The sequence below is a fragment of the Rahnella bonaserana genome (genome assembly GCF_019049675.1).
Classification (GTDB): domain Bacteria; phylum Pseudomonadota; class Gammaproteobacteria; order Enterobacterales; family Enterobacteriaceae; genus Rahnella; species Rahnella bonaserana.
This window is the reverse complement of record NZ_JAFMOW010000067.1, coordinates 52,144-75,498: the sequence shown is the minus strand read 5'-3', so window position 1 is coordinate 75,498 and position 23,355 is coordinate 52,144. Positions and strand designations below refer to the sequence as shown.

Annotated in this window: 19 protein-coding genes; all 19 read left to right on the top strand. The window is 53.1% G+C overall.

Going from position 1 to position 23,355, the window contains the following annotated elements:
- Window positions 1-202 precede the first annotated feature (202 nt).
- The 19 genes from J1778_RS19885 (at window position 203) to ftsZ (ending at window position 23,310) form a co-directional block, all read left to right on the top strand.
- The gene (locus tag J1778_RS19885) at window positions 203-1,999 is read left to right on the top strand and encodes an AMP-dependent synthetase/ligase (protein ID WP_217174629.1); all 1,797 of its coding nucleotides are present in this window, start codon (window positions 203-205) and stop codon (window positions 1,997-1,999) included.
- A gap of 422 nt (window positions 2,000-2,421) precedes the next feature.
- Window positions 2,422-4,140, top strand: coding sequence for an acetolactate synthase 3 large subunit (gene ilvI / locus J1778_RS19880; protein WP_217174628.1), 1,719 nt, complete (start codon window positions 2,422-2,424; stop codon window positions 4,138-4,140).
- Between the two features lie 2 nt (window positions 4,141-4,142).
- On the top strand, window positions 4,143-4,634 hold the full coding sequence (gene ilvN, locus J1778_RS19875; protein WP_217174627.1) for an acetolactate synthase small subunit: 492 nt from the start codon (window positions 4,143-4,145) through the stop codon (window positions 4,632-4,634).
- Window positions 4,635-4,801: 167 nt separating this feature from the next.
- Window positions 4,802-5,806: a catabolite repressor/activator gene (cra, locus tag J1778_RS19870; protein ID WP_113876342.1), complete on the top strand. Its 1,005-nt coding sequence runs from the start codon at window positions 4,802-4,804 to the stop codon at window positions 5,804-5,806.
- A 710-nt stretch (window positions 5,807-6,516) separates the two neighbouring features.
- Entirely contained in the window at window positions 6,517-6,975 is a 459-nt protein-coding gene (gene mraZ, locus J1778_RS19865; RefSeq protein ID WP_112286955.1) for a division/cell wall cluster transcriptional repressor MraZ, read from the top strand.
- Between the two features lie 2 nt (window positions 6,976-6,977).
- Complete coding sequence (rsmH, locus tag J1778_RS19860; RefSeq protein WP_217174626.1) at window positions 6,978-7,919, top strand: 16S rRNA (cytosine(1402)-N(4))-methyltransferase RsmH; 942 nt, start codon at window positions 6,978-6,980, stop codon at window positions 7,917-7,919.
- Window positions 7,916-8,236 (top strand): cell division protein FtsL, encoded by a 321-nt coding sequence (gene ftsL, locus J1778_RS19855; protein ID WP_217174625.1) that lies wholly within the window; start codon window positions 7,916-7,918, stop codon window positions 8,234-8,236. Before rsmH ends, ftsL begins: the two co-directional genes overlap by 4 nt.
- 27 nt (window positions 8,237-8,263) lie before the next feature.
- On the top strand, window positions 8,264-10,027 hold the full coding sequence (locus J1778_RS19850) for a peptidoglycan glycosyltransferase FtsI (protein WP_217174624.1): 1,764 nt from the start codon (window positions 8,264-8,266) through the stop codon (window positions 10,025-10,027).
- Window positions 10,014-11,501 carry a UDP-N-acetylmuramoyl-L-alanyl-D-glutamate--2,6-diaminopimelate ligase gene (gene murE / locus J1778_RS19845; protein WP_217174623.1) on the top strand — a complete coding sequence of 496 codons (1,488 nt, stop codon included), beginning with the start codon at window positions 10,014-10,016 and terminating at the stop codon, window positions 11,499-11,501. Before J1778_RS19850 ends, murE begins: the two co-directional genes overlap by 14 nt.
- On the top strand, window positions 11,498-12,859 hold the full coding sequence (gene murF / locus J1778_RS19840) for a UDP-N-acetylmuramoyl-tripeptide--D-alanyl-D-alanine ligase (RefSeq protein ID WP_217174622.1): 1,362 nt from the start codon (window positions 11,498-11,500) through the stop codon (window positions 12,857-12,859). Before murE ends, murF begins: the two co-directional genes overlap by 4 nt.
- Complete coding sequence (gene mraY, locus J1778_RS19835) at window positions 12,853-13,935, top strand: phospho-N-acetylmuramoyl-pentapeptide-transferase (RefSeq protein ID WP_112286949.1); 1,083 nt, start codon at window positions 12,853-12,855, stop codon at window positions 13,933-13,935. Before murF ends, mraY begins: the two co-directional genes overlap by 7 nt.
- A gap of 2 nt (window positions 13,936-13,937) precedes the next feature.
- A complete protein-coding gene (gene murD / locus J1778_RS19830; protein WP_217174621.1) occupies window positions 13,938-15,254 on the top strand; it encodes a UDP-N-acetylmuramoyl-L-alanine--D-glutamate ligase in 1,317 nt (438 codons plus the stop codon).
- A 5-nt stretch (window positions 15,255-15,259) separates the two neighbouring features.
- Entirely contained in the window at window positions 15,260-16,462 is a 1,203-nt protein-coding gene (ftsW, locus tag J1778_RS19825) for a cell division protein FtsW (protein WP_420804095.1), read from the top strand.
- Window positions 16,459-17,526: an undecaprenyldiphospho-muramoylpentapeptide beta-N-acetylglucosaminyltransferase gene (gene murG / locus J1778_RS19820; RefSeq protein ID WP_217174620.1), complete on the top strand. Its 1,068-nt coding sequence runs from the start codon at window positions 16,459-16,461 to the stop codon at window positions 17,524-17,526. Before ftsW ends, murG begins: the two co-directional genes overlap by 4 nt.
- Before the next feature lie 78 nt (window positions 17,527-17,604).
- Entirely contained in the window at window positions 17,605-19,080 is a 1,476-nt protein-coding gene (murC, locus tag J1778_RS19815; protein WP_217151556.1) for a UDP-N-acetylmuramate--L-alanine ligase, read from the top strand.
- Window positions 19,073-19,993: a D-alanine--D-alanine ligase gene (locus tag J1778_RS19810; protein WP_217174619.1), complete on the top strand. Its 921-nt coding sequence runs from the start codon at window positions 19,073-19,075 to the stop codon at window positions 19,991-19,993. Before murC ends, J1778_RS19810 begins: the two co-directional genes overlap by 8 nt.
- 1 nt (window position 19,994) lies before the next feature.
- Entirely contained in the window at window positions 19,995-20,831 is an 837-nt protein-coding gene (gene ftsQ / locus J1778_RS19805) for a cell division protein FtsQ (RefSeq protein ID WP_217174618.1), read from the top strand.
- Window positions 20,828-22,084, top strand: coding sequence for a cell division protein FtsA (gene ftsA / locus J1778_RS19800; RefSeq protein WP_009634688.1), 1,257 nt, complete (start codon window positions 20,828-20,830; stop codon window positions 22,082-22,084). Before ftsQ ends, ftsA begins: the two co-directional genes overlap by 4 nt.
- A 71-nt stretch (window positions 22,085-22,155) precedes the next feature.
- Window positions 22,156-23,310 carry a cell division protein FtsZ gene (gene ftsZ, locus J1778_RS19795; RefSeq protein WP_112286943.1) on the top strand — a complete coding sequence of 385 codons (1,155 nt, stop codon included), beginning with the start codon at window positions 22,156-22,158 and terminating at the stop codon, window positions 23,308-23,310.
- Window positions 23,311-23,355 lie beyond the last annotated feature (45 nt).

Below are 23,355 nucleotides of genomic sequence, written 5' to 3'. Positions count from 1 at the left end.
GTTTTTGCTCCTCGTTAGAGCCATGCAGGTTTTTTTCATTTCTAAAAACCCCTCTCTGGTTTTCCAAAAGAGCACTTCTGCTTCTACAATTTGATTTCACCGTGCAATGTTTGCCGGTAGACTGTGTTAAATCTTTGTAACAGAGCAATGCAGTCAGCTCCCTCCTTTATCTGATTGCGCTGGACGCCGGTATAGACGCTCAATGAATCCAACCCTAAATGACTACCATCTGATCACCCGTTTTCGCCAGCAAGTCATCAGCCGTGCTGACAATATTGCATTCCGTGAATGGTCGCCTGCGGCTGAAAGCACACTTACCTGGCGTGAACTTGGAGAGAAAGTCGATGCGCTGTCCGACGTTTTGCTTCAGGAGAACGTGGGTATCCAGGAGCGGATCGCCATTTGCGGAAATAACTCGATCGCCTGGGCGATGACCGATCTGGCTATTTTGCAGTTACGGGCCGTCACCGTTCCCGTGTATGCGACCAATACGCCCGCGCAGTCTGCGTATGTCCTTAATGATGCCGATATCCGCATTTTGTTCGTTGTCGGGCAGAGTCAGTATGATGCGGCGGTGGCTTTGCGAGAACTGTGCCCGCAACTGAAACATATCTTTGTGCTCGATAACGACGTGGATTTGCGCAGTGTGCCCATTGCCCGGCATGTTTCAGGCATTGTTCCTCAGGACAGAGTTCTGGCTGCGGAACGTGAGGCGCGGGTTAACACCTGTGAACTCAACGATCTCTTTACGCTGATTTACACCTCGGGAACAACGGGGGAGGCGAAAGGGGTCATGCTCGATTACGTCAGTATTGCGACGCAACTCAAACAACATGAAAAGCGTCTGAGCATTTCTGACCGCGATGTTTCGTTATGCTTTCTGCCACTGGCACATGTTTTTGAACGCGCATGGAGTTTCTTCGTCATGCACAGCGGTGCGCAGAATGTTTTCCTGCGTGAAACCGATCTGGTGCGTGATGCATTGCAGGCCGTGAAACCCACGGTGATGTGCGCCGTTCCGCGTTTCTATGAAAAGGTATTCAGCGCCATACATGACAAAGTGGCCCGCGCCGGAACCGTAAAAAAACGGCTGTTCCACTGGGCTGTCGCGCAGGGCAAAGAGAAGTTTCTGACGGAACGCCGCAAAGCGCGTTATCCCTTCTGGCTTACCCCGGCGTATTTCATCGCCGATAAACTGGTACTGAAAAAACTGCGCAATCTGCTGGGCGGAAATTTACGCTTCCTGCCGGCAGCGGGCGCCAGTCTCGATGATAACGTGATTCTGTTTTTTGAATCTTTTGGTTTAAAAATCAAATACGGTTATGGCCTGACAGAAACCTGCGCCACCGTTACCTGCTGGGAAGAAAATGATTTCCGCTTCGGTTCGGTCGGTACAGCGTTACCCGAAATTGAAGTGCGCATTGGCGAAGAGAATGAAATACAGGTTCGGGGCCCGACGCTTTTACGGGGTTATTTCAATAAGCCGGAAGAAACGGCGGCCAGTTTTACGGCTGATGGCTGGTTTAAAACCGGTGATGCCGGAAAAATGGACACAGAAGGTAATGTATTTATTACCGAACGCCTGAAGGATCTGATGAAAACCTCAGGCGGCAAATACATTGCGCCGCAGCGCATCGAAGGCACTCTGGTGCAGGATCGTTACATTGAGCATGCGGCGGTTATCGCCGATGAACGTCACTTTGTTTCCGCGCTGATTGTTCCCGATTTTGACGTGCTGAACGTATACGCGCAAAACCATCATATCGATTATCTCAACCGTACCGGGCTGGTTAAAAACGAGCAAATCCTTTCACTGTTTGCGCATCAGCTGCGCGAAATCCAGCACGAGCTGGCCGGTTTTGAGCAGGTGAAAAAATTTGTGCTGCTGACCAAGCCTTTCACGATGGAGGATGGCGAGCTGACGCCGACGCTTAAGTTGCGGCGCAAAATCATCTTCAGCCGTTACCAGAAAGAAATCGACCTGCTTTACCGCGAGTAATTCCTTTCGGATCTGTTTTTCCACTTTCCCTGCGCAATCCCCGGCAAACATGAGTTTGCCGGTTTCATCCTCATCTGTATGTCAGTCACGGACATAATTTAATACTGTAATTTTTCCGGCCTTCCTGATATTTCTGACTGGTTGTTACTCTCAGGCAGTGTTTTGTGCCGGGCAGAAGAATGAAGGCAGTGTGAGCCGATATAACGATATTTCCTGACCCTTTTTGGCGTTTGCCTGACTCAGATTCTGACGCTAAGGTACTGAGTTAGGTTTGTGAACGCCAATAAGAACAGCAGGGTTTTTTAATCCCGATAGAAAGTCCTAAAATTCAGCGGTTTAACCATAAACCGTTGCCTGATAGAACAGCTGGCTGAAATAAAAAGTCATCCTATACAAGAAGCAAAAAGCCTGGAGGCAAAACCATGGAGATGTTGTCAGGAGCCGAGATGGTCGTCCGGTCGTTAATCGACCAGGGCGTTAAGCACGTATTCGGTTATCCCGGCGGAGCGGTGTTGGATATCTATGATGCCCTGCATACGGTCGGTGGGATAGATCATGTGCTGGTGAGACATGAACAGGGTGCTGTTCATATGGCTGACGGTTATGCGCGCGCCACGGGTGACGTGGGCGTAGTGCTGGTGACTTCCGGTCCCGGCGCAACCAATGCTATCACCGGTATTGCCACGGCTTATATGGATTCCATTCCACTGGTGGTGCTATCAGGCCAGGTCCACAGTTCACTCATTGGTTATGACGCGTTTCAGGAATGCGACATGGTGGGGATTTCCCGTCCGGTGGTGAAACACAGTTTTCTGGTAAAACGCGCGGAAGATATTCCGACAGTGCTGAAAAAAGCGTTTTATCTGGCGTCTACCGGGCGTCCTGGCCCGGTCGTCGTCGACTTGCCAAAAGATGTGGTAAACCCGCAGATTAAACTGCCTTACGCCTATCCTGAACAGGTGACGATGCGCTCCTACAACCCGACGGTGCAAGGCCATCGCGGGCAAATCAAACGTGCCGTACAAACCTTGCTGGCGGCTAAAAAACCAGTGCTGTACGTCGGCGGTGGTGCGATCAACTCTGAGTGTGATGCTGAGTTGCTGCAACTGGCGGAGAAACTCAATTTGCCAGTGACCAGTTCCCTGATGGGGCTGGGCGCGTTCCCTGGCACACATCGCCAGAGCCTTGGCATGCTCGGTATGCACGGCACTTACGAAGCGAATATGGTCATGCACAACGCGGATCTGATTTTCGGCGTGGGTGTGCGTTTCGACGACCGTACTACTAATAATCTGGCGAAATACTGTCCGAATGCCACGGTCATGCACATCGATATCGATCCCACGTCAATCTCCAAAACCGTGAATGCGGATATTCCGATTGTCGGTGATGCAAAACAAACCCTGGTCCAGATGCTGGAGTTGCTGGCACAAAGCGATGAAAAGCAGGAATTCGATGCGCTGCGCGACTGGTGGCAAAACATTGAAAACTGGCGTGGTCGCGAATGCCTGAGCTACGACAAAAATACCGGTACCATCAAGCCGCAGGAGGTTATCGAAACGCTGCACCGTCTGACCAAAGGCAATGCCTACGTGACGTCCGACGTCGGCCAGCATCAGATGTTTGCTGCGCTGTATTATAAATTCGACAAACCGCGTCACTGGATCAACTCCGGCGGCCTCGGCACGATGGGCTTTGGCCTGCCAGCCGCGCTGGGTGTAAAACTCGGTCTGCCGGATGAAACAGTGATTTGCGTGACCGGTGACGGCAGTATTCAGATGAACATTCAGGAACTGTCGACTGCGCTGCAATACGATTTGCCGGTGATCGTGGTGAACCTGAACAACGGTTATCTGGGCATGGTGAAGCAGTGGCAGGATATGATTTACTCCGGCCGCCATTCCCAATCTTATATGCAATCGCTGCCTGATTTCGTGAAACTGGCGGAAGCTTACGGACATGTGGGGATCGCTATCCGCACGCCGGATGAACTGGAAAGCAAACTGGCGCTGGCGCTGGAACAGAAAAATCGTCTGGTATTTGTGGATATCAGCATAGATGAAACAGAACACGTTTACCCGATGCACATCCGTGGCGGTGCGATGGACGAAATGTGGTTAAGCAAAACGGAGAGGACCTGATCATGCGCCGGATTTTATCAGTATTACTGGAAAACGAATCGGGCGCGTTGTCCCGCGTAGTCGGCCTGTTCTCTCAGCGTGGCTACAACATTGAAAGCCTGACCGTAGCACCCACTGACGATCCGACCCTGTCGCGTATGACCATTCAGACCGTCGGCGATGCCAAGGTGCTCGAGCAGATCGAAAAGCAACTGCACAAGCTGGTCGACGTACTGCGCGTGACCGAACTGGTGCAGGGCGCTCACGTTGAGCGTGAAATCATGCTGGTGAAGGTGCAGGCTTCCGGCTATGGTCGTGAAGAAGTTAAACGTTCAACGGAGATTTTCCGCGGTCAGATCGTGGACGTCACTGCAACGCTTTACACCGTTCAGCTTGCGGGAACCAGCGACAAGCTTGACGCTTTTTTAGCCAGCATCCGTGATGTGTCTGAAATTGTGGAAGTTGCACGCTCCGGCGTGGTCGGTGTTTCGCGTGGCGACAAGATTATGCGTTAAAGCTCAAATAATCAGCAAGATGTAAAGTTCTGCTGATAGTTAAAAGCCCGGCTCATGAGCCGGGCTTTCTTTTTTGCGAGCCAGGTGAAGCGATTCGGTAAAACACCTTGCCCGGCAGGGGCTTCTGCGGTTAGATAAAGCATTATCTTTATTAAGGGGTTTGCTCAGTGAAGCTGGATGAGATCGCGAGGTTAGCGGGCGTTTCGCGTACCACGGCCAGTTATGTGATTAATGGCAAGGCGAAACAGTATCGTGTCAGCGATAAGACAGTCGAGAAAGTCATGGCTGTCGTGAAGGAACATAACTATCACCCTAACGCGGTGGCAGCAGGTTTGCGCGCCGGTCGTACCCGCTCTATTGGTCTGGTGATCCCTGACCTGGAAAACACCAGCTACACCAAAATTGCCAATTTCCTTGAGCGGCAGGCCCGTCAGCGTGGCTATCAGCTGCTGATCGCCTGCTCTGAAGATCAGCCTGATAATGAAATGCGTTGCATCGAACATCTTCTGCAACGTCAGGTTGATGCCATTATTATTTCCACGTCTTTGCCGCCGGAACACCCTTTCTATCAGCGCTGGGCTAACGATGATTTCCCGATCATTGCGCTCGACCGTGCCCTTGACCCTGAGCACTTCATCAGCGTGGTCGGGGCAGATCAGGAAGACGCACTGATGCTGGCGCAGGAATTGCGGACTTTCCCTGCTGAATCGGTACTCTATCTCGGCGCACTGCCGGAGCTTTCCGTGAGTTTCCTGCGTGAGCAGGGATTTCGTCAGGCATGGGCTGATGATCCCCGTCAGCCGAAATACCTTTACGCCAATGCGTACGATCGCGAATCGGCTGCCGTAGTCTTTGCTGAATGGCTGAAAACCAACCCAATGCCGCAGGCGTTATTTACCACCTCCTTCCAGCTGTTGCAGGGCGTAATGGACGTGACGCTGAAAACGGAAGGGCGGCTGCCGGTCGATCTGGCGATTGCCACATTTGGCGATAATGAGTTGCTCGATTTCCTCGAGTGTCCGGTTCTCGCTGTGGCGCAGCGTCACCGGGACGTGGCTGAACGCGTGCTGGAGCTGGTGTTGGCCTGTCTGGATGAGCCGAAGAAACCGAAAGCCGGGCTGACCCGTATCCGGCGTAATCTGTTCCGCCGTGGCCGTCTGAGCCGCAAATAAACCTGCTGCGGGCATTCATCCTGACTGCCCGTTGTTTTCCCGTCTCTGCAAAACCTTCATAAGTAAGAATGAATAAAGCCTCTTGCCGGTTGTGATAATCAAATACGAAAATTCCCATACAATCAGAATGGATAATTTAAGAACATTCCCAGACTGCTGAATTATTAACAAATGTTTTTGTCATTCCTGCGCTGATATAAACCTGCCAATCAATTTCTAAAATACGTTAATACTCCTCACAAAAGTGCTGTAGAATTCCCCGCTTAATATCCCGCCGTGCGGGTCTGAAGCGTTGCTGATGAGTTTTGAATCAGCCGGAAGACTGATGCTGTGCGGGTTGACAGGCAAAATGATGAAGATTTAGACGTGACGGCCAGAAAAAAACTGAAAATGATTTTTGTTATGGCAAAACGGTCAGGAAATGAGAGTTAGCTAGCAGAAGAATATAAATAGTTAAATAATGTTCAGTTTGGCTTTTTTTTAAACGAAATTATTAACCCTCCGAAATTTCTTCAACTAATCATGACGTTATTTTCTCTCCCCTTCTAAAAAACATCATCACCTTGCGCTAAGTAATTGCCTGGCTGCGTAAATAATGCCAAACCTTCTCTGCTCTGGCTTGACAAGGTTTTAAAAGCATCCGTAAACTCTTTTCTGTGGGAATTTGTGGGGGAAAGTGGTGAAAAGGGTCACAGAGGGGTAGATCGGTCATGTTTCGTGGCGCGACGATGGTTAACCTCGACAGCAAAGGGCGACTTGCCGTACCCACCCGTTATCGGGATTTGCTGAGCGAAGAATCGCAAGGTCAAATGGTTTGCACCATAGACCTCCATCACCCATGTCTCCTCCTTTACACTCTCCCTGAGTGGGAAGTGATCGAACAAAAATTGTCCCGTCTGTCGAGCATGAACCCTGTTGAGCGCCGTATTCAGCGCCTGTTACTCGGTCATGCCAGTGAGTGTCAGATGGATAACGCCGGGCGCCTGCTGATAGCGACGACACTGCGACAGCACGCCGGGCTCGAAAAAGAAGTGATGCTGGTTGGGCAGTTCAATAAGTTTGAACTGTGGGATGAACAGACCTGGTATCAACAAGTTAAGGAAGACATCGACGCTGAACAATCGTCTCAGGAACCTCTTTCTGACCGATTACAGGACTTGTCATTATAAGCATGGTTGAAAACTACAAACACACTTCCGTTTTGCTGGATGAAGCCGTTAACGGCCTCAACATTCGTCAGGACGGCATTTACATAGACGGAACTTTTGGCCGCGGTGGCCACTCACGTCTGATTCTGTCCCAGCTTGGGCCGGACGGACGCTTGCTGGCGATTGACCGTGATCCACAAGCGATCAAAGCCGCAGAATCCATTAATGATCCTCGTTTTTCGATTGTTCACGGACCTTTTTCTGATCTCGCTGACTATGTGCGTGATCGCGGTCTTGAAGGCAAGATCGACGGCGTATTACTGGACTTAGGTGTTTCATCTCCGCAGCTTGACGATCCTGAACGCGGATTCTCATTTATGCGCGACGGGCCTCTGGATATGCGTATGGATCCAACCCGCGGTTATTCAGCAGCTGAATGGCTGATGAAAGCCGAAGCCGAAGACATTGCCTGGGTGCTGAAAACGTTCGGCGAAGAACGTTTTGCCAAGCGAATTGCGCGCGCAATCGTTGAGCGTAACCGTGAGCTGCCGATGACCCGAACGAAAGAGCTGGCGGATTTGATTGCCAACGCTTCACCGGTTCGTGAAAAGCATAAGCATCCGGCCACGCGCAGCTTCCAGGCTATCCGTATTTACATCAACAGTGAGCTGGAAGAAATCGAACGTGCGCTCGATGGCGCTCTGGAAATTCTGGCGCCTGAAGGTCGTTTATCGGTGATCAGTTTCCACTCTCTTGAAGACCGCATTGTGAAGCGTTTTATTCGCCAGCACAGTCGCGGTGCGCAAGTGCCAGCGGGTATTCCGATGACAGAAGCCCAAATCGCTGAGCTCGGCGGCCGTTCGCTGAAGTCCGTCGGTAAAATGATGCCTTCAGAAGCTGAAGTCGCGGAAAACCCTCGCGCACGCAGTTCAGTTCTGCGTTTTGCTGAGAGAACAACAGCGTGATCGGCAACGAACGCCACGGTTTAGTAGGGGTCATTGCCAGCGATATTCTGCGCAATGGCAAGATCCCGCTGATTTTGCTGATTGCTGTTCTGATCAGCGCAATCTTAGTGGTGACAACTGCTCACCGTACGCGTTTGCTGACGGCTCAGCGCGAACAATTAGTTCTGGAACGGGATGCGCTGGATATTGAATGGCGCAACCTGATCCTTGAAGAGAATGCCCTCGGCGATCACAGCCGGGTAGAACGCATCGCAACGGAGAAATTGCAGATGCAGCACGTTGACCCATCTCAAGAAATTATTGTGGTTCAGCCTTAAAATGCGCACGGAGAATACAGGCAGCTAATGAAAGCAACACGCACCGCGAAGTTAAAGCGTCCAGAAGATCAAGCCAGCTTTATCAGCTGGCGTTTTGCGTTGTTGTGCGCCTGTATTCTGCTGGCATTGGTTGGCCTGATGCTACGTGTGGCATACCTGCAGGTCATTAACCCGGATAAGCTGGTGAGAGAAGGGGATCTGCGTTCCCTGCGCGTGCAAACCATTCCTACTTCGCGTGGCATGATTACCGATCGTTCCGGTCGCCCTCTGGCGGTCAGCGTTCCGGTCAATGCTATCTGGGCAGACCCGAAAGAAATTAACGATCGCGGCGGCATTACCGTCGATACCAAATGGAAGGCGCTGGCTGACGCGCTGAACATGCCGCTTGCCCAGCTTTCCGCCCGTATCAATGCCAATCCAAACGGACGCTTCGTTTACCTTGCCCGTCAGGTCAACCCTGCCGTTGGCGAATATGTCCATAAACTCAAACTGCCGGGGATTTCCCTGCGACAGGAATCGCGCCGTTATTATCCGGCCGGGCAGGTGACGTCGCATGTCATCGGCGTGACCAACATTGATGGCGAAGGCATTGAAGGCGTTGAGAAGAGTTTTGACCGCTGGCTGACCGGTAAACCCGGTGAACGTACCATTCGTAAAGACCGCTTTGGTCGCGTTATCGAAGATATTTCTACCGTCGACAGTCAGGCCGCTCACAACCTGGCACTGAGTATCGACGAGCGTTTACAGGCGCTGGTTTACCGCGAACTGAATAATGCGGTGGCGTTTAACAAAGCCGAATCAGGTACCGCCGTGCTGGTTGATGTCCAGACCGGTGAAGTGCTGGCGATGGCTAACAGCCCGTCTTACAACCCAAACAACATGCCGGATACGCCCAAAGATGTGATGCGTAACCGTGCGATTACCGACATTTTTGAACCGGGTTCCACAGTGAAACCGATGGTGGTGATGACGGCACTGAAAAACGGTGTGGTACGCGAGAACAGTGTGCTGAACACCTTGCCGTACCGGATCAATGGCCATGAAATTAAAGATGTTGCGCGTTATGGGGAGCTTTCCGTTACGGGCATCTTGCAGAAGTCGAGTAACGTCGGTGTTTCACGACTGGCGTTATCGATGCCATCCGCTGAGCTGGTAGATACTTACTCGCGATTCGGATTGGGAAAACCCACCAATTTGGGGCTGGTTGGGGAAAGCAGTGGCATATACCCTAAAAAACAACGGTGGTCTGACATAGAGAGGGCCACCTTCTCTTTCGGCTACGGGCTAATGGTGACACCTCTCCAGCTAGCGCGAGTCTACGCAACGATCGGCAGCATGGGCGTTTATCGCCCATTGTCGATCACAAAAGTTGATCCGCCGGTATCCGGCGAACGTGTTTTCCCTGAACCGCTGGTACGTACTGTCGTACACATGATGGAAAGCGTCGCATTACCTGGCGGCGGTGGCGTGAAAGCCGCGATCAAGGGTTACCGTATTGCGATTAAAACGGGTACCGCGAAGAAAGTCGGTCCGGACGGTAAATACGTTAACAAATACATTGCCTATACCGCCGGCGTTGCGCCAGCAAGCAATCCAAGATTTGCACTTGTGGTGGTGATTAACGATCCACAAGCAGGGAAATATTACGGTGGGGCCGTTTCCGCACCGGTGTTTGGCGCCATCATGGGCGGCGTATTGCGTACCATGAACGTTGAACCGGATGCGCTGACTGCCGATGAAAACGCAGACATAGTGAATAATCAAAAAGAGGCTTCAGGTGGCAGATCGTAATTTGCGCGACATCTTAGCGCCCTGGGTGAGTGATGCCCCGGCAGTAGCGCTAAAAGACATGATTCTGGACAGCCGCGTTGCGGCTGCCGGCGATCTGTTTGTCGCGGTTTCAGGCCATACCAGTGACGGGCGTCGTTTTATTCCCCAGGCAATTGCCCAGGGCGTCGCTGCCGTCGTGGCCGAGGCAAAAGGTGAACAAGAGCACGGAACGGTCTGCCAGATGCATGGTGTACCGGTCATTTATCTCGAAGATCTCAACGTCCTGCTGTCAGAACTGGCGGGACGTTTTTACCAGCAACCGGGCAAAGCGTTACGTCTGGTTGGCGTAACCGGTACCAACGGTAAAACCACCACCACGCAGTTGCTGGCGCAGTGGAGTCAGTTACTGGGTGAAACCAGCGCAGTAATGGGCACCGTCGGCAATGGTTTGCTGGATAACGTGGTACCGGCAGAAAATACCACCGGTTCCGCCGTGCAGGTTCAGCACATTCTGGCCGATCTGGTGAGGCAGGGCGCAACCTTTGCCGCAATGGAAGTTTCTTCCCACGGACTGGTTCAGCACCGTGTTGCCGCATTGCCGTTTGCGGCGGCCGCCTTTACCAACCTGAGCCGTGATCATCTTGATTATCACGGTGATATGCAAAGTTACGAAGACGCCAAATGGCAGCTTTTCTCTTCGCATCAGGTGGGGCAGAAAATAATTAATGCTGACGATGAAGTCGGGGCGCGCTGGTTAGTGAAAACGCCTGATGCCATCGCCGTCAGTATGGAAGACAAAATCCCGGCGGGCTGGAAAGGCCGCTGGCTGGTGGCGCGCAGCGTGAATTATCACGATAACGGCGCTACCGTAAATATCGATTCAAGCTGGGGCGAAGGTAAGTTTGACAGCCGCCTGATGGGCGCCTTCAACGTCAGCAACCTGCTGGTTGCGCTGGCAACGCTGCTTTCCCTGGATTATCCGCTGGCGCAATTACTGGCTACGGCTTCTCAGCTACAACCGGTTTGCGGTCGCATGGAAGTCTTCAATGCAGCGGGCAAACCTACCGCTGTCGTTGATTACGCCCATACGCCTGACGCGCTGGAAAAAGCGCTGGCGGCAGCGCGTCTGCATTGCCGCGGCACGCTGTGGTGTGTGTTTGGTTGCGGCGGTGACCGTGATAAAGGCAAGCGTCCTTTGATGGGTGGCATTGCGGAGCAATACGCTGATCGTGTAATCGTCACCGATGACAATCCGCGCAGCGAAGAGCCGCGCGCTATTGTTGCGGACATTCTTGCTGGCCTGCTTGATGCAGGGCGTGCGCAGGAAATTCATGGTCGTGCAGAAGCCGTCACCAGCGCAATTATGCAGGCGAAAGAAGAAGACGTCGTGCTGATTGCCGGTAAAGGGCACGAGGATTACCAGCTTGTTGGTAACCAGCGCCTCGATTATTCCGACCGCGTAACGGTTGCACGTTTGCTGGGGGTGATCGCATGATCCGCGTTTCCCTGCAAACTCTGGCCGATGCGCTCAACGCTGAGCTTATCGGCACAGATACCCAAATCGACAGCGTGACGACAGATACCCGTCAGGTCACGGAAGGCTGCCTGTTTGTTGCGCTGAAAGGCGAAAAATTCGATGCCCACGATTTTGCGGCTGATGCCGTAAAAGCCGGTTCAGGGGCTTTGCTGGTAAGTAAGCGCTTACCGGTGGATGTTCCTCAGTTAGTGGTTGCTGACACCCGCATTGCCCTTGGGCAACTGGGTGGCTGGGTGCGTCAGCAGGTTCCGGCCCGCGTCGTAGGCCTGACCGGTTCATCCGGCAAGACGTCTGTGAAAGAGATGACTGCTGCGATTCTGCGTGAGTGCGGCAACGTGCTTTACACTGCAGGCAACTTTAATAACGACATCGGCGTGCCGCTCACATTGCTGCGCCTGACGGCAGATCATGATTTTGCCGTCATTGAAATGGGCGCGAATCATGCGGGTGAAATCGCCTATACCACTGCGCTGGCCCGCCCTGAAACGGCACTGGTGAATAACCTGTCAGCCGCACATCTGGAAGGTTTTGGTTCTCTGGCGGGCGTCGCGCGTGCGAAAGGCGAGATTTTCGATGGCCTGCCGGAAAACGGCATCGGCGTGATCAATGCAGATAACAATGACTGGGCGAACTGGCAGCACAAGCTCACCGGTAAAACTGTCTGGCGTTTCTCCCCGACTTTCGGTGAAGGCATCGATTTCAGTGCTTCTGACGTCAAAATCAGTCCGCTGAATACTACGTTCACCTTGCATTCTCCTCAGGGCAGCATTGATGTTTCGCTGCCGGTGCCTGGTCGTCACAATATCGCTAATGCACTGGCTGCGGCTGCGCTGGCCATGTCGGTCGGAGCATCGACGGAGAACGTGCGCGCGGGTCTGGTGACCCTGCAATCTGTCAAAGGGCGTTTGTTCCCCATTGCACTTTGCGAAGGTAAAACCCTGCTGGATGACAGCTACAACGCTAACGTCGGTTCCATGACAGCCGCTGCGCAGGTGCTGGCAGAGATGCCTGGCTACCGCGTGATGGCGGTGGGTGATATGGCTGAGCTGGGCGCGGAAAGCGAAAGCTGCCACCGTCAGGTCGGCGAAGCCATCCGTGACGCAGGTATCGACAAAGTATTCAGTATTGGTCATGACAGCCGCATCATCAGTGATGTCAGCGGATGTGGTGAACATTTAGAGGATAAGGCAGCCCTGACGGCCCGTTTAACGAGCTTACTGTCTGAACACGCGGTAATTACCGTTTTAATTAAAGGTTCACGTAGTGCCGCAATGGAGCAGGTAGTACGCGCGTTACAGGAGAATGCAACATGTTAGTTTGGCTGGCCGAACACTTGGTCAAATATTATTCCGGCTTCAACGTCTTTTCCTATCTGACGTTTCGCGCCATTGTCAGCCTGCTGACTGCTTTATTCCTGTCGCTGTGGATCGGGCCCCGCATGATTGCCCGTCTGCAAAAAATGTCTTTCGGCCAGGTTGTCCGTAACGACGGTCCTGAGTCGCATTTCAGTAAACGTGGTACGCCAACCATGGGCGGCCTGATGATTCTGGCGTCCATTACGATTTCCGTATTGATGTGGGCGTATCCGTCCAACCCGTACGTGTGGTGCGTACTGTTTGTTCTGATTGGCTACGGCATCGTTGGGTTTATCGATGACTACCGCAAAGTGGTTCGTAAAGACACCAAGGGCCTGATTGCCCGCTGGAAATATTTCTGGCAGTCGGTGATTGCGCTGGCGGCGGCCTTCACTATGTACGCCATAGGTAAAGATACGCCAGCGACCGAACTGGTGGTGCCGTTCTTTAAAGACATCATGCCGCAGCTCGGTCTGATGTACATCCTGCTGAGCTACTTCGTGATCGTGGGAACCAGTAACGCCGTTAACCTGACCGATGGTCTGGACGGTCTGGCGATTATGCCAACGGTCTTTGTTGCAGCAGGCTTTGCGCTGGTGGCATGGGCGACCGGTAACATGAATTTCGCCAGCTATCTGCACATCCCTTATCTGCGCCACGCGGGTGAACTGGTGATTGTGTGTACGGCGATTGTCGGTGCCGGACTTGGGTTCCTGTGGTTCAACACCTATCCGGCACAAGTTTTCATGGGCGATGTCGGCTCTCTGGCTCTGGGTGGCGCGCTGGGTACCATTGCCGTGTTGCTGCGTCAGGAGTTCTTACTGGTGATTATGGGTGGTGTATTCGTGGTCGAAACACTGTCGGTGATCCTGCAGGTTGGGTCCTTCAAGTTACGTGGACAGCGCATTTTCCGTATGGCGCCTATCCATCATCACTACGAACTTAAAGGCTGGCCGGAACCGCGCGTCATCGTGCGCTTCTGGATTATTTCGCTGATGCTGGTGCTGATTGGCCTGGCGACGCTGAAGGTACGGTAATTATGGCTGACTATCAGGGTAAAAAAGTGGTCATCATCGGGCTGGGTCTTACCGGCCTGTCCTGTGTTGATTTCTTTGTTGCACGTGGCGTGATGCCGCGTGTCATTGATACCCGCGTCAGCCCGCCAGGACTCGATAAACTGGCGGATAACATTGAGCGTCATCTGGGTTCGCTCAACGAAGACTGGCTGCTGGATGCTGATTTAATTATTTCCAGCCCGGGCGTTGCGCTGGCGACGCCAGCACTGAGCGCTGCTGCTGATGCAGGCGTGGAAATTGTCGGTGATATCGAACTGTTTTGCCGTGAAACGACGACGCCAATTGTTGCGATCACCGGTTCTAATGGGAAGAGCACCGTCACCATGCTGGTGGGCGAAATGGCCAAAGCGGCGGGCTGGCGCGTCGGCGTTGGCGGCAATATCGGCCTGCCGGTGCTGACCATGCTGGATCATGAATACGATCTTTTTGTGCTTGAGCTTTCCAGCTTCCAGCTGGAAACCACGTACAGCCTTCACGCGGCGGCGGCGACCATTCTGAACGTGACGGAAGATCATATGGATCGCTATCCGTTTGGTTTGCAGCAATACCGTGCGGCAAAGCTGAAAGTGTATGAAAACGCTGCGCTGTGTGTTGTTAACGCAGACGATGCCCTGACCATGCCGGTGCGTGGCGCGGATAAACGTTGTGTGAGTTTTGGTGTCGATGTGGGTGATTACCATCTGACCCGTCAGCAGGAGGATATCTGGCTGCGTGTTCATGGTGAAAAAGTGCTGAACACCAATGAAATGCCGCTGACCGGACGCCATAACTACACCAATGCGCTGGCAGCACTGGCGCTGGCGGATGCGGCAGGTGTACCTCGTGCGTCCAGCCTGAAAGCGCTGACTACTTTCACCGGTCTGGCTCACCGCTTCCAGATAGCCTGGCATCACAATGGCGTGCGCTGGATTAATGATTCCAAAGCCACCAATGTGGGCAGCACTGAAGCGGCGCTGAACGGTTTGCACGTTGAAGGCACGTTACATCTGCTGCTGGGCGGAGACGGAAAATCTGCTGATTTCTCTCCCCTGACCCGTTATCTGCAAGGCGATAATCTGCGTATTTATTGCTTTGGCCGTGATGGTGCTGAGCTTGCAGAGCTGCGACCTGATGTTTCCTCCTTGTTTGAAACCATGGAACAGGCGATGCGGGAAATCAGCAAGCACGTGGCTTCCGGCGATATGGTTCTGTTATCTCCGGCTTGCGCGAGTCTCGATCAGTTCCGCAGTTTTGAACAACGTGGTGATGTCTTCACCGCGCTGGCGAAGGAGCTGGGCTGATGCGGTTGCGTATTCCGGGGATGAGCCTCATCGCAAAATTTAATGACTGGGTGATGGGTGCAAAGGAAAGCGACTCCGTCACGCTGGTGCTGTACGACCGGACATTGTTGTGGCTGACCTTTGGTCTGGCGATTGTGGGTTTTGTGATGGTGACGTCGGCTTCTATGCCTATCGGTCAGCGTCTGGCAGACGATCCGTTCCTGTTTGCTAAACGTGATGCCATTTATCTCGGTCTGGCTTTTGGTTTATCGCTGGTGACGCTTCGGGTGCCGATGGCCGTCTGGCAGAAGTACAGCAACGTTCTGCTGCTGCTTTCGGTGGTGATGTTGCTGGTGGTTCTGGTGGTCGGTAGTTCCGTCAACGGGGCCTCGCGCTGGATTTCTCTCGGGCCGTTGCGTATTCAGCCTGCTGAGTTCTCGAAGCTGTCGCTGTTTTGCTATCTCGCCAGTTATCTGGTGCGCAAGGTCGATGAAGTGCGCAGCAACTTCTGGGGCTTTTGCAAACCCATGGGCGTCATGGTGGTGCTGGCCGTATTACTGCTGGCTCAGCCTGACCTCGGTACCGTCGTCGTATTGTTTATCACCACGCTGGCGATGTTATTCCTGGCGGGGGCGAAAATGTGGCAGTTCCTGGCGATTATCGGTTCCGGTGCGTTTGCGGTTGTGCTGCTGGTTCTTGCCGAACCGTACCGTATGCGCCGTGTCACCTCGTTCTGGAATCCGTGGGCCGATCCGTTTGGTAGCGGCTACCAGTTAACCCAGTCGCTGATGGCATTTGGCCGTGGTGAATTCTGGGGACAGGGCTTAGGGAATTCAGTACAGAAACTGGAATATTTACCGGAAGCGCATACCGACTTTATCTTCTCCATTTTGGGTGAAGAGCTGGGGTATTTCGGTGTGGTTTTGGCCCTGTTGATGGTATTCTTCGTCGCTTTTCGTGCGATGTCCATCGGGCGCCGTGCATTAGAGATTGATCAGCGTTTTTCCGGATTTTTGGCCTGCTCCATCGGCGTGTGGTTTAGCTTCCAGGCGCTGGTCAATGTGGGCGCTGCGGCGGGTATGCTGCCGACCAAAGGTCTGACGCTGCCGCTGATCAGTTACGGTGGTTCGAGCTTGCTAATTATGTCGACGGCAATCGTGTTATTGCTGCGAGTGGATTTTGAAACGCGGCTGGCTAAAGCCCAGGCGTTTGTAAGGAGTGCCCGATGAGTGGCAATACCCGGCGTTTAATGGTGATGGCTGGCGGTACAGGTGGACATGTGTTCCCGGGGCTGGCAGTGGCGCATCATCTTATCGCGCAAGGTTGGGAAGTTCGCTGGCTGGGTACAGCAGACCGGATGGAAGCGGATTTAGTGCCGAAACATGGCATCGACATTGATTTCATTAAAATCACAGGATTACGTGGGAAAGGTCTGAAAGCGCAACTCACAGCGCCGATTCGCATATATCATGCGTGGCGTCAGGCGAAGGCCATCATGAAACGCTTTCAGCCAGATGTGGTGTTAGGCATGGGCGGATACGTTTCTGGCCCGGGCGGTCTGGCGGCATGGTCACTGGGGATTCCGGTGGTGCTGCACGAACAAAATGGCATTGCGGGCATGACCAATAAGGGTTTGTCGCACATTGCCACCAAAGTATTGCAGGCGTTCCCCGGTGCTTTTCCGAAAGCGGATGTCGTGGGAAATCCGGTGCGCACGGATGTGCTGGCGCTGGAATTGCCCGAAACGCGCTTAGCCGGACGTGAAGGCCCGATCAGAGTCTTGGTGATTGGGGGCAGTCAGGGCGCGCGGGTGCTTAATCAGAGCATGCCTGAAGTGGCGGCGCTGATGGGCGATAAAATTACGTTGTGGCATCAGGTGGGTAAAGGTGCGCTGGAGTCAGTGAATCAGGCTTACGAAAAAGCCGGTCAGACTCAGCACAAAATTACCGAATTCATTGATGACATGGCAGCGGCTTATGCCTGGGCGGATGTGGTGGTTTGTCGCTCCGGCGCGTTAACGGTCAGTGAAATTGCTGCCGCAGGTTTGCCCGCCATTTTTGTGCCATTCCAGCATAAAGACCGCCAGCAATACTGGAACGCTTTACCGCTGGAAAAAGCGGGTGCTGCAAAGATTATTGAGCAAAAAGATTTTAGTGCCGCCGCTGTCGCTGATCTGATGGCCGGATGGGACAGAACCCATCTGATGGAAATGGCAAGAGCCGCCCGTGCAGCCGCCATTCCTGATGCGACAGAGCGTGTTGCCGCAGAAGTGGTTGCCGCCAGTAAAAAATGAAATTGAACGGGCCATGCAGTGCGTGGTCCTAGCCGTAAGAAACGGATTAATCAGTAACCTGAAATAGTGAATAAAAACGTGAATACACAACAATTGGCGAAACTGCGTACCTTCGTGCCCGAGATGCATCGTGTCCGGCACATTCACTTTGTTGGCATCGGTGGTGCCGGCATGGGTGGTATCGCCGAAGTGTTGGCAAATGAAGGCTATCAGATCAGTGGATCTGATCTGGCACCGAACGCGGTGACACAGCAACTGACGGCTCTGGGCGCGACGATTTATTTTAATCACCGTCCTGAAAACGTGCTGGATGCCAGTGTGGTTGTGGTGTCTACGGCGATTTCTTCCGATAACCCGGAAATCGTTGCCGCACGTGAAGCGCGAATACCTGTGATCCGCCGTGCAGAAATGCTCGCTGAACTGATGCGTTTTCGTCACGGTATTGCTGTGGCAGGTACGCACGGTAAAACGACGACTACGGCGATGGTCACCAGTATTTATGCTGAAGCCGGTCTGGATCCGACATTCGTTAACGGTGGACTGGTCAAGGCTGCGGGTACCCATGCGCGTCTGGGTTCAAGCCGTTTTCTGATTGCGGAAGCTGATGAAAGCGATGCGTCGTTCCTGCATCTGCAACCGATGGTGGCGATTGTGACCAACATCGAAGCGGACCATATGGATACGTATCAGGGTGACTTTGAAATCCTGAAGCAGACGTTCATTAATTTCCTGCACAACCTGCCATTCTACGGACGTGCAGTGATGTGCATTGATGATCCGGTGATCCGCGAGCTGATCCCACGCGTGGGCCGTCATATGACGACTTACGGTTTCAGCGAAGACGCGGATGTGATTATCGAAAATTATCGTCAGGTCGGCGCACAAGGACACTTTACGCTGCGCCGTCAGGACTTGCCGCTGATCAGCGTTACGCTGAATGCGCCGGGTCGTCATAACGCCCTGAATGCTGCGGCCGCAGTAGCCGTTGCGTCAGATGAAGGGATCTGTGATGACGCCATTCTTCGCGCACTGGCAGGTTTCCAGGGTACGGGACGTCGTTTCGATTTCCTGGGCGAATATGCGCTGGATAACGTGAATGGCAAAACCGGCAGCGCGATGCTGGTTGATGACTACGGTCATCACCCGACAGAAGTCGATGCGACGATCAAAGCCGCGCGGGCAGGCTGGGCGAATAAGCGTCTGGTGATGATTTTCCAGCCACACCGTTACACGCGTACCCGTGATTTGTACGACGATTTTGCGAATGTGCTGTCTCAGGTTGATGTGCTGATTATGCTGGATGTTTATCCGGCCGGTGAAGCGCCAATTCCCGGAGCTGACAGCCGTTCACTGTGCCGCACCATCCGCGCGCGCGGGAAATTGGATCCGATTTTGGTTTCTGATATTGAAGCCGTGCCGGAAAGTCTGGCGCAGATCCTGGAAGGTGACGATTTAGTTCTGGTTCAGGGTGCCGGTAATGTCGGCAGAGTGGCCCGTAAATTGGCTGATCAAAAGCTGCAACCAGTGAAGAAAGGTGAAGAACATCATGTCTGAGAAAGTAGCAGTATTGTTGGGCGGTACTTCCGCAGAACGCGATGTGTCATTACAGTCTGGCGCTGCGGTGCTGGCTGGCTTACGTGAATCTGGCATTGATGCTCACGGCATCGATACCAAAACTTTTAATGTGGCGCTTCTTAAAGAAGAAGGCTTCAGCAAAGTCTTTATCGCACTGCACGGTCGCGGTGGTGAAGACGGGACGTTGCAGGGCTTGCTGGAACAAATCGGTTTGCCTTATACCGGCAGCGGTGTGATGGCTTCTGCGCTGACCATGGATAAATTCCGCACCAAACTGGTGTGGCAGGCGTCAGGTTTACCGGTCGCACCGTTTGTTGCACTGCATCGTTCACAAATTGAAGAAGCAGGGCAGGGCGCTCTGGCAGCAAAAATCGCCGAATTAGGTCTGCCGGTGATCGTCAAACCAAGCCGCGAAGGTTCCAGCGTCGGGATGAGCAAAGTGACAACGGAAAAAGAGTTGTTGCCCGCCCTGCAGGAAGGCTTCCGTCATGACGATAACGTACTGATCGAAAAATGGCTGAGCGGCCCGGAATACACGGTCGCCATCGTGGGTGACGAAGTGATGCCATCCATTCGTATCCAGCCAGCCGGAACATTTTATGACTACCAGGCAAAATATCTGTCTGATGAAACACAGTACTTCTGTCCGAGCGGTTTAAGCGAAGCACAGGAACAACAGCTTTCTGCACTGGCATTGCAGGCGTATCAGGCGCTCGATTGCAGCGGCTGGGGTCGTGTTGACGTGATGCAAGACAGCGACGGCAGCTTTAACCTGCTGGAAGTGAATACGTCGCCGGGCATGACCAGCCACAGTCTGGTGCCTATGGCAGCCAAACATGCCGGATTAAGTTTCCCGCAGCTCGTTTCCCGTATTCTGGCACTGGCGGACTGATATGTCTCAAGCCGCCCTGAATACCCGAGAGCGCGAGACGGTCGAAAACAACGGCCGTCGCAGTAACGGTGGCCAGCTGGCTGGGATCGTGTTTCTGTTGTTGGTAGTAGGAACGATTTTATGGAGTGCGTGGGCTGTTGTTGGCTGGATGCAGGATGCGAACCGATTGCCGTTGTCCCAGTTAGTGGTTACCGGGGAACGTCATTACACGACCAACGATGATATTCGTCAGGCGATTCTCTCCTTAGGGGCTCCGGGAACGTTCATGACGCAGGATGTAAACGTCATTCAGCAGCAGATTGAGCGTTTACCCTGGATAAAACAGGTCAGCGTTCGTAAGCAATGGCCGAATGAATTGAAGATACACCTGGTGGAGTATGTGCCGGTCGCACACTGGAATGATCTGCATATGGTGGATGCCGATGGCAAATCATTCAGCATACCCGCTGAACGTGTGGTCAAACAGAAAATGCCGTTGCTTTACGGTCCGGAAGGCAGCGAACAGGATGTTTTGCAGGGCTTTCAATCAATGAGCCAGGCGCTGGCCGCCGGTAAGTTTCAGTTGAAAGCAGTGGCAATGAGTGCACGTCACTCGTGGCAGTTAACTCTGGATAATGACGTCCGGCTGGAATTGGGCAGAGATGACCGGATGGGACGTTTACAACGTTTTATTGAGCTCTACCCGCGATTCCAGCAACAGGCAGAGGCCGATAAGAAACGCATCACTTATGTCGATTTACGTTATGACAGCGGTGCATCGGTAGGTTGGGCGCCAGAGTTTATTGACCAGCAAAACAGTAATCAGCAACAGAATCAGGCACAGGCTAAACAACAATGATCAAGTCGACGGACAGAAAACTGGTAGTTGGGCTGGAGATCGGTACGGCAAAGGTCGCCGCATTGGTGGGGGAAGTTCTGCCCGATGGCATGGTCAATATTATCGGCGTGGGCAGTTGCCCATCCCGTGGCATGGACAAGGGTGGCGTGAATGATCTGGAATCGGTGGTGAAATGCGTACAGCGCGCCATCGATCAGGCTGAACTGATGGCGGATTGTCAGATTTCCTCTGTTTACCTTGCTTTGTCTGGTAAACATATCAGTTGTCAGAATGAAATAGGGATGGTTCCTATTTCAGAAGAGGAAGTCACACAGGAAGATGTAGAGAACGTCGTGCATACCGCAAAATCTGTACGTGTGCGTGATGAACATCGGGTTCTGCATGTGATCCCTCAGGAATATGCCATTGATTATCAGGAAGGGATTAAAAACCCGGTCGGACTTTCCGGCGTGCGTATGCAGGCTAAAGTTCACCTGATTACCTGCCATAACGATATGGCGAAGAACATTGTTAAAGCGGTAGAACGCTGCGGCTTAAAAGTTGACCAGCTCATTTTTGCCGGTCTGGCCGCCAGTTATGCCGTTCTGACCGAAGATGAGCGTGAATTAGGTGTGTGTGTGGTCGATATTGGTGGTGGAACCATGGATATCGCGGTTTATACCGGCGGCGCACTACGTCATACTAAGGTTATCCCTTATGCAGGGAACGTGGTCACCAGCGATATCGCTTATGCGTTTGGTACACCACCGACCGATGCCGAAGCGATCAAAGTTCGCCATGGTTGTGCATTAGGTTCGATTGTCGGCAAAGACGAAAACGTCGAAGTGCCGAGCGTAGGTGGACGTCCACCACGCAGTCTGCAACGTCAGACACTGGCTGAAGTTATCGAGCCACGTTACACAGAATTGCTGAATTTAGTGAACGACGAAATTTTGCAATTGCAGGAGCAGTTACGTCAGCAAGGCGTAAAACATCATCTGGCCGCCGGTATTGTTCTGACAGGCGGTGCAGCACAAATTGATGGTCTGGCAGCCTGTGCGCAGCGGGTATTTCATACCCAGGTGCGTATCGGGCAACCCCTGAACATCACCGGGCTGACAGATTATGCGCAGGAACCTTACTACTCAACGGCTGTAGGGCTGCTGCACTACGGGAAGGAGTCTCACCTGAGCGGTGAGGCCGAAGTGGAAAAACGCGCCTCAGTGGGCAACTGGTTCAAACGAATCAACAGCTGGCTGAGAAAAGAGTTTTAATGGTTTAACAACGGGATCATGCTGTTATGGTTTTTGATCCCGACGCGACAGGCACAAAACGGAGAGAAACTATGTTTGAACCTATGGAACTGACCAATGACGCGGTGATTAAAGTCATCGGCGTCGGCGGTGGCGGTGGCAACGCTGTCGAACACATGGTGCGTGAGCGCATCGAAGGTGTTGAATTCTTCGCCGTTAACACCGACGCACAGGCGTTACGTAAAACGGCAGTAGGCCAGACTATTCAGATCGGTAGCGGTATTACCAAAGGTCTGGGTGCTGGTGCGAACCCGGAAGTGGGTCGCAATTCTGCAGAAGAAGACCGTGAAGCCCTGCGCGCTGCGCTTGAAGGTGCTGATATGGTCTTTATCGCAGCGGGCATGGGTGGTGGTACTGGTACCGGTGCTGCGCCAGTGGTTGCTGAAGTAGCTAAAGATTTAGGTATTCTGACCGTTGCTGTCGTGACTAAGCCTTTCAATTTCGAAGGCAAAAAGCGTATGGCATTCGCGGAGCAGGGTATCGCTGAACTGTCCAAACATGTGGACTCCCTGATCACTATCCCGAACGACAAGCTGTTGAAAGTTTTGGGTCGCGGTATCTCTCTGCTGGACGCTTTCGGTGCGGCCAACGACGTGCTGAAAGGCGCGGTGCAGGGGATCGCAGAGCTGATCACCCGTCCGGGTCTGATGAACGTCGACTTCGCTGACGTGCGCACCGTTATGTCCGAAATGGGTTATGCCATGATGGGCTCCGGCGTGGCATGTGGTGAAGACCGTGCTGAAGAAGCGGCTGAAATGGCGATCTCCAGCCCGTTGCTGGAAGATATCGACCTGTCAGGCGCTCGCGGCGTTCTGGTCAACATCACCGCTGGCTTCGACCTGCGTCTGGATGAGTTTGAAACTGTGGGTAACACTATCCGTGCTTTCGCCTCTGACAACGCGACCGTGGTTATCGGTACTTCCCTTGACCCGGAAATGAATGACGAATTGCGCGTCACCGTGGTTGCAACCGGTATCGGCATGGACAAACGTCCTGAAATCACTTTGGTGACCAATAAGCCAGCCGCACAGCCAGTGATGGATCATCGTTATCAGCAGCACGGGATGTCTCCGCTGCCGCAGGAAACGAAACCCGCTGCTAAAGTGGTCAATGATCAAAGCGCGCAATCTAATAAAGAGCCCGACTATCTGGACATCCCGGCCTTCCTGCGTAAGCAGGCAGACTAGTCCGAATTGTAGGATCTCCGCTCTTTGTGCTAAACTGTCCCGCCG

Coding starts and splice junctions, on each gene's coding strand:
- ftsZ (WP_112286943.1), top strand. CDS start 22,156: ATGTTTGAACCTATGGAACTGACCAATGACGCGGTGATTAAAGTCATC.
- ilvN (WP_217174627.1), top strand. CDS start 4,143: ATGCGCCGGATTTTATCAGTATTACTGGAAAACGAATCGGGCGCGTTG.
- rsmH (WP_217174626.1), top strand. CDS start 6,978: ATGGTTGAAAACTACAAACACACTTCCGTTTTGCTGGATGAAGCCGTT.
- ilvI (WP_217174628.1), top strand. CDS start 2,422: ATGGAGATGTTGTCAGGAGCCGAGATGGTCGTCCGGTCGTTAATCGAC.
- murG (WP_217174620.1), top strand. CDS start 16,459: ATGAGTGGCAATACCCGGCGTTTAATGGTGATGGCTGGCGGTACAGGT.
- J1778_RS19810 (WP_217174619.1), top strand. CDS start 19,073: ATGTCTGAGAAAGTAGCAGTATTGTTGGGCGGTACTTCCGCAGAACGC.
- murF (WP_217174622.1), top strand. CDS start 11,498: ATGATCCGCGTTTCCCTGCAAACTCTGGCCGATGCGCTCAACGCTGAG.
- ftsQ (WP_217174618.1), top strand. CDS start 19,995: ATGTCTCAAGCCGCCCTGAATACCCGAGAGCGCGAGACGGTCGAAAAC.
- J1778_RS19885 (WP_217174629.1), top strand. CDS start 203: ATGAATCCAACCCTAAATGACTACCATCTGATCACCCGTTTTCGCCAG.
- murD (WP_217174621.1), top strand. CDS start 13,938: ATGGCTGACTATCAGGGTAAAAAAGTGGTCATCATCGGGCTGGGTCTT.
- ftsA (WP_009634688.1), top strand. CDS start 20,828: ATGATCAAGTCGACGGACAGAAAACTGGTAGTTGGGCTGGAGATCGGT.
- mraY (WP_112286949.1), top strand. CDS start 12,853: ATGTTAGTTTGGCTGGCCGAACACTTGGTCAAATATTATTCCGGCTTC.
- mraZ (WP_112286955.1), top strand. CDS start 6,517: ATGTTTCGTGGCGCGACGATGGTTAACCTCGACAGCAAAGGGCGACTT.
- J1778_RS19850 (WP_217174624.1), top strand. CDS start 8,264: ATGAAAGCAACACGCACCGCGAAGTTAAAGCGTCCAGAAGATCAAGCC.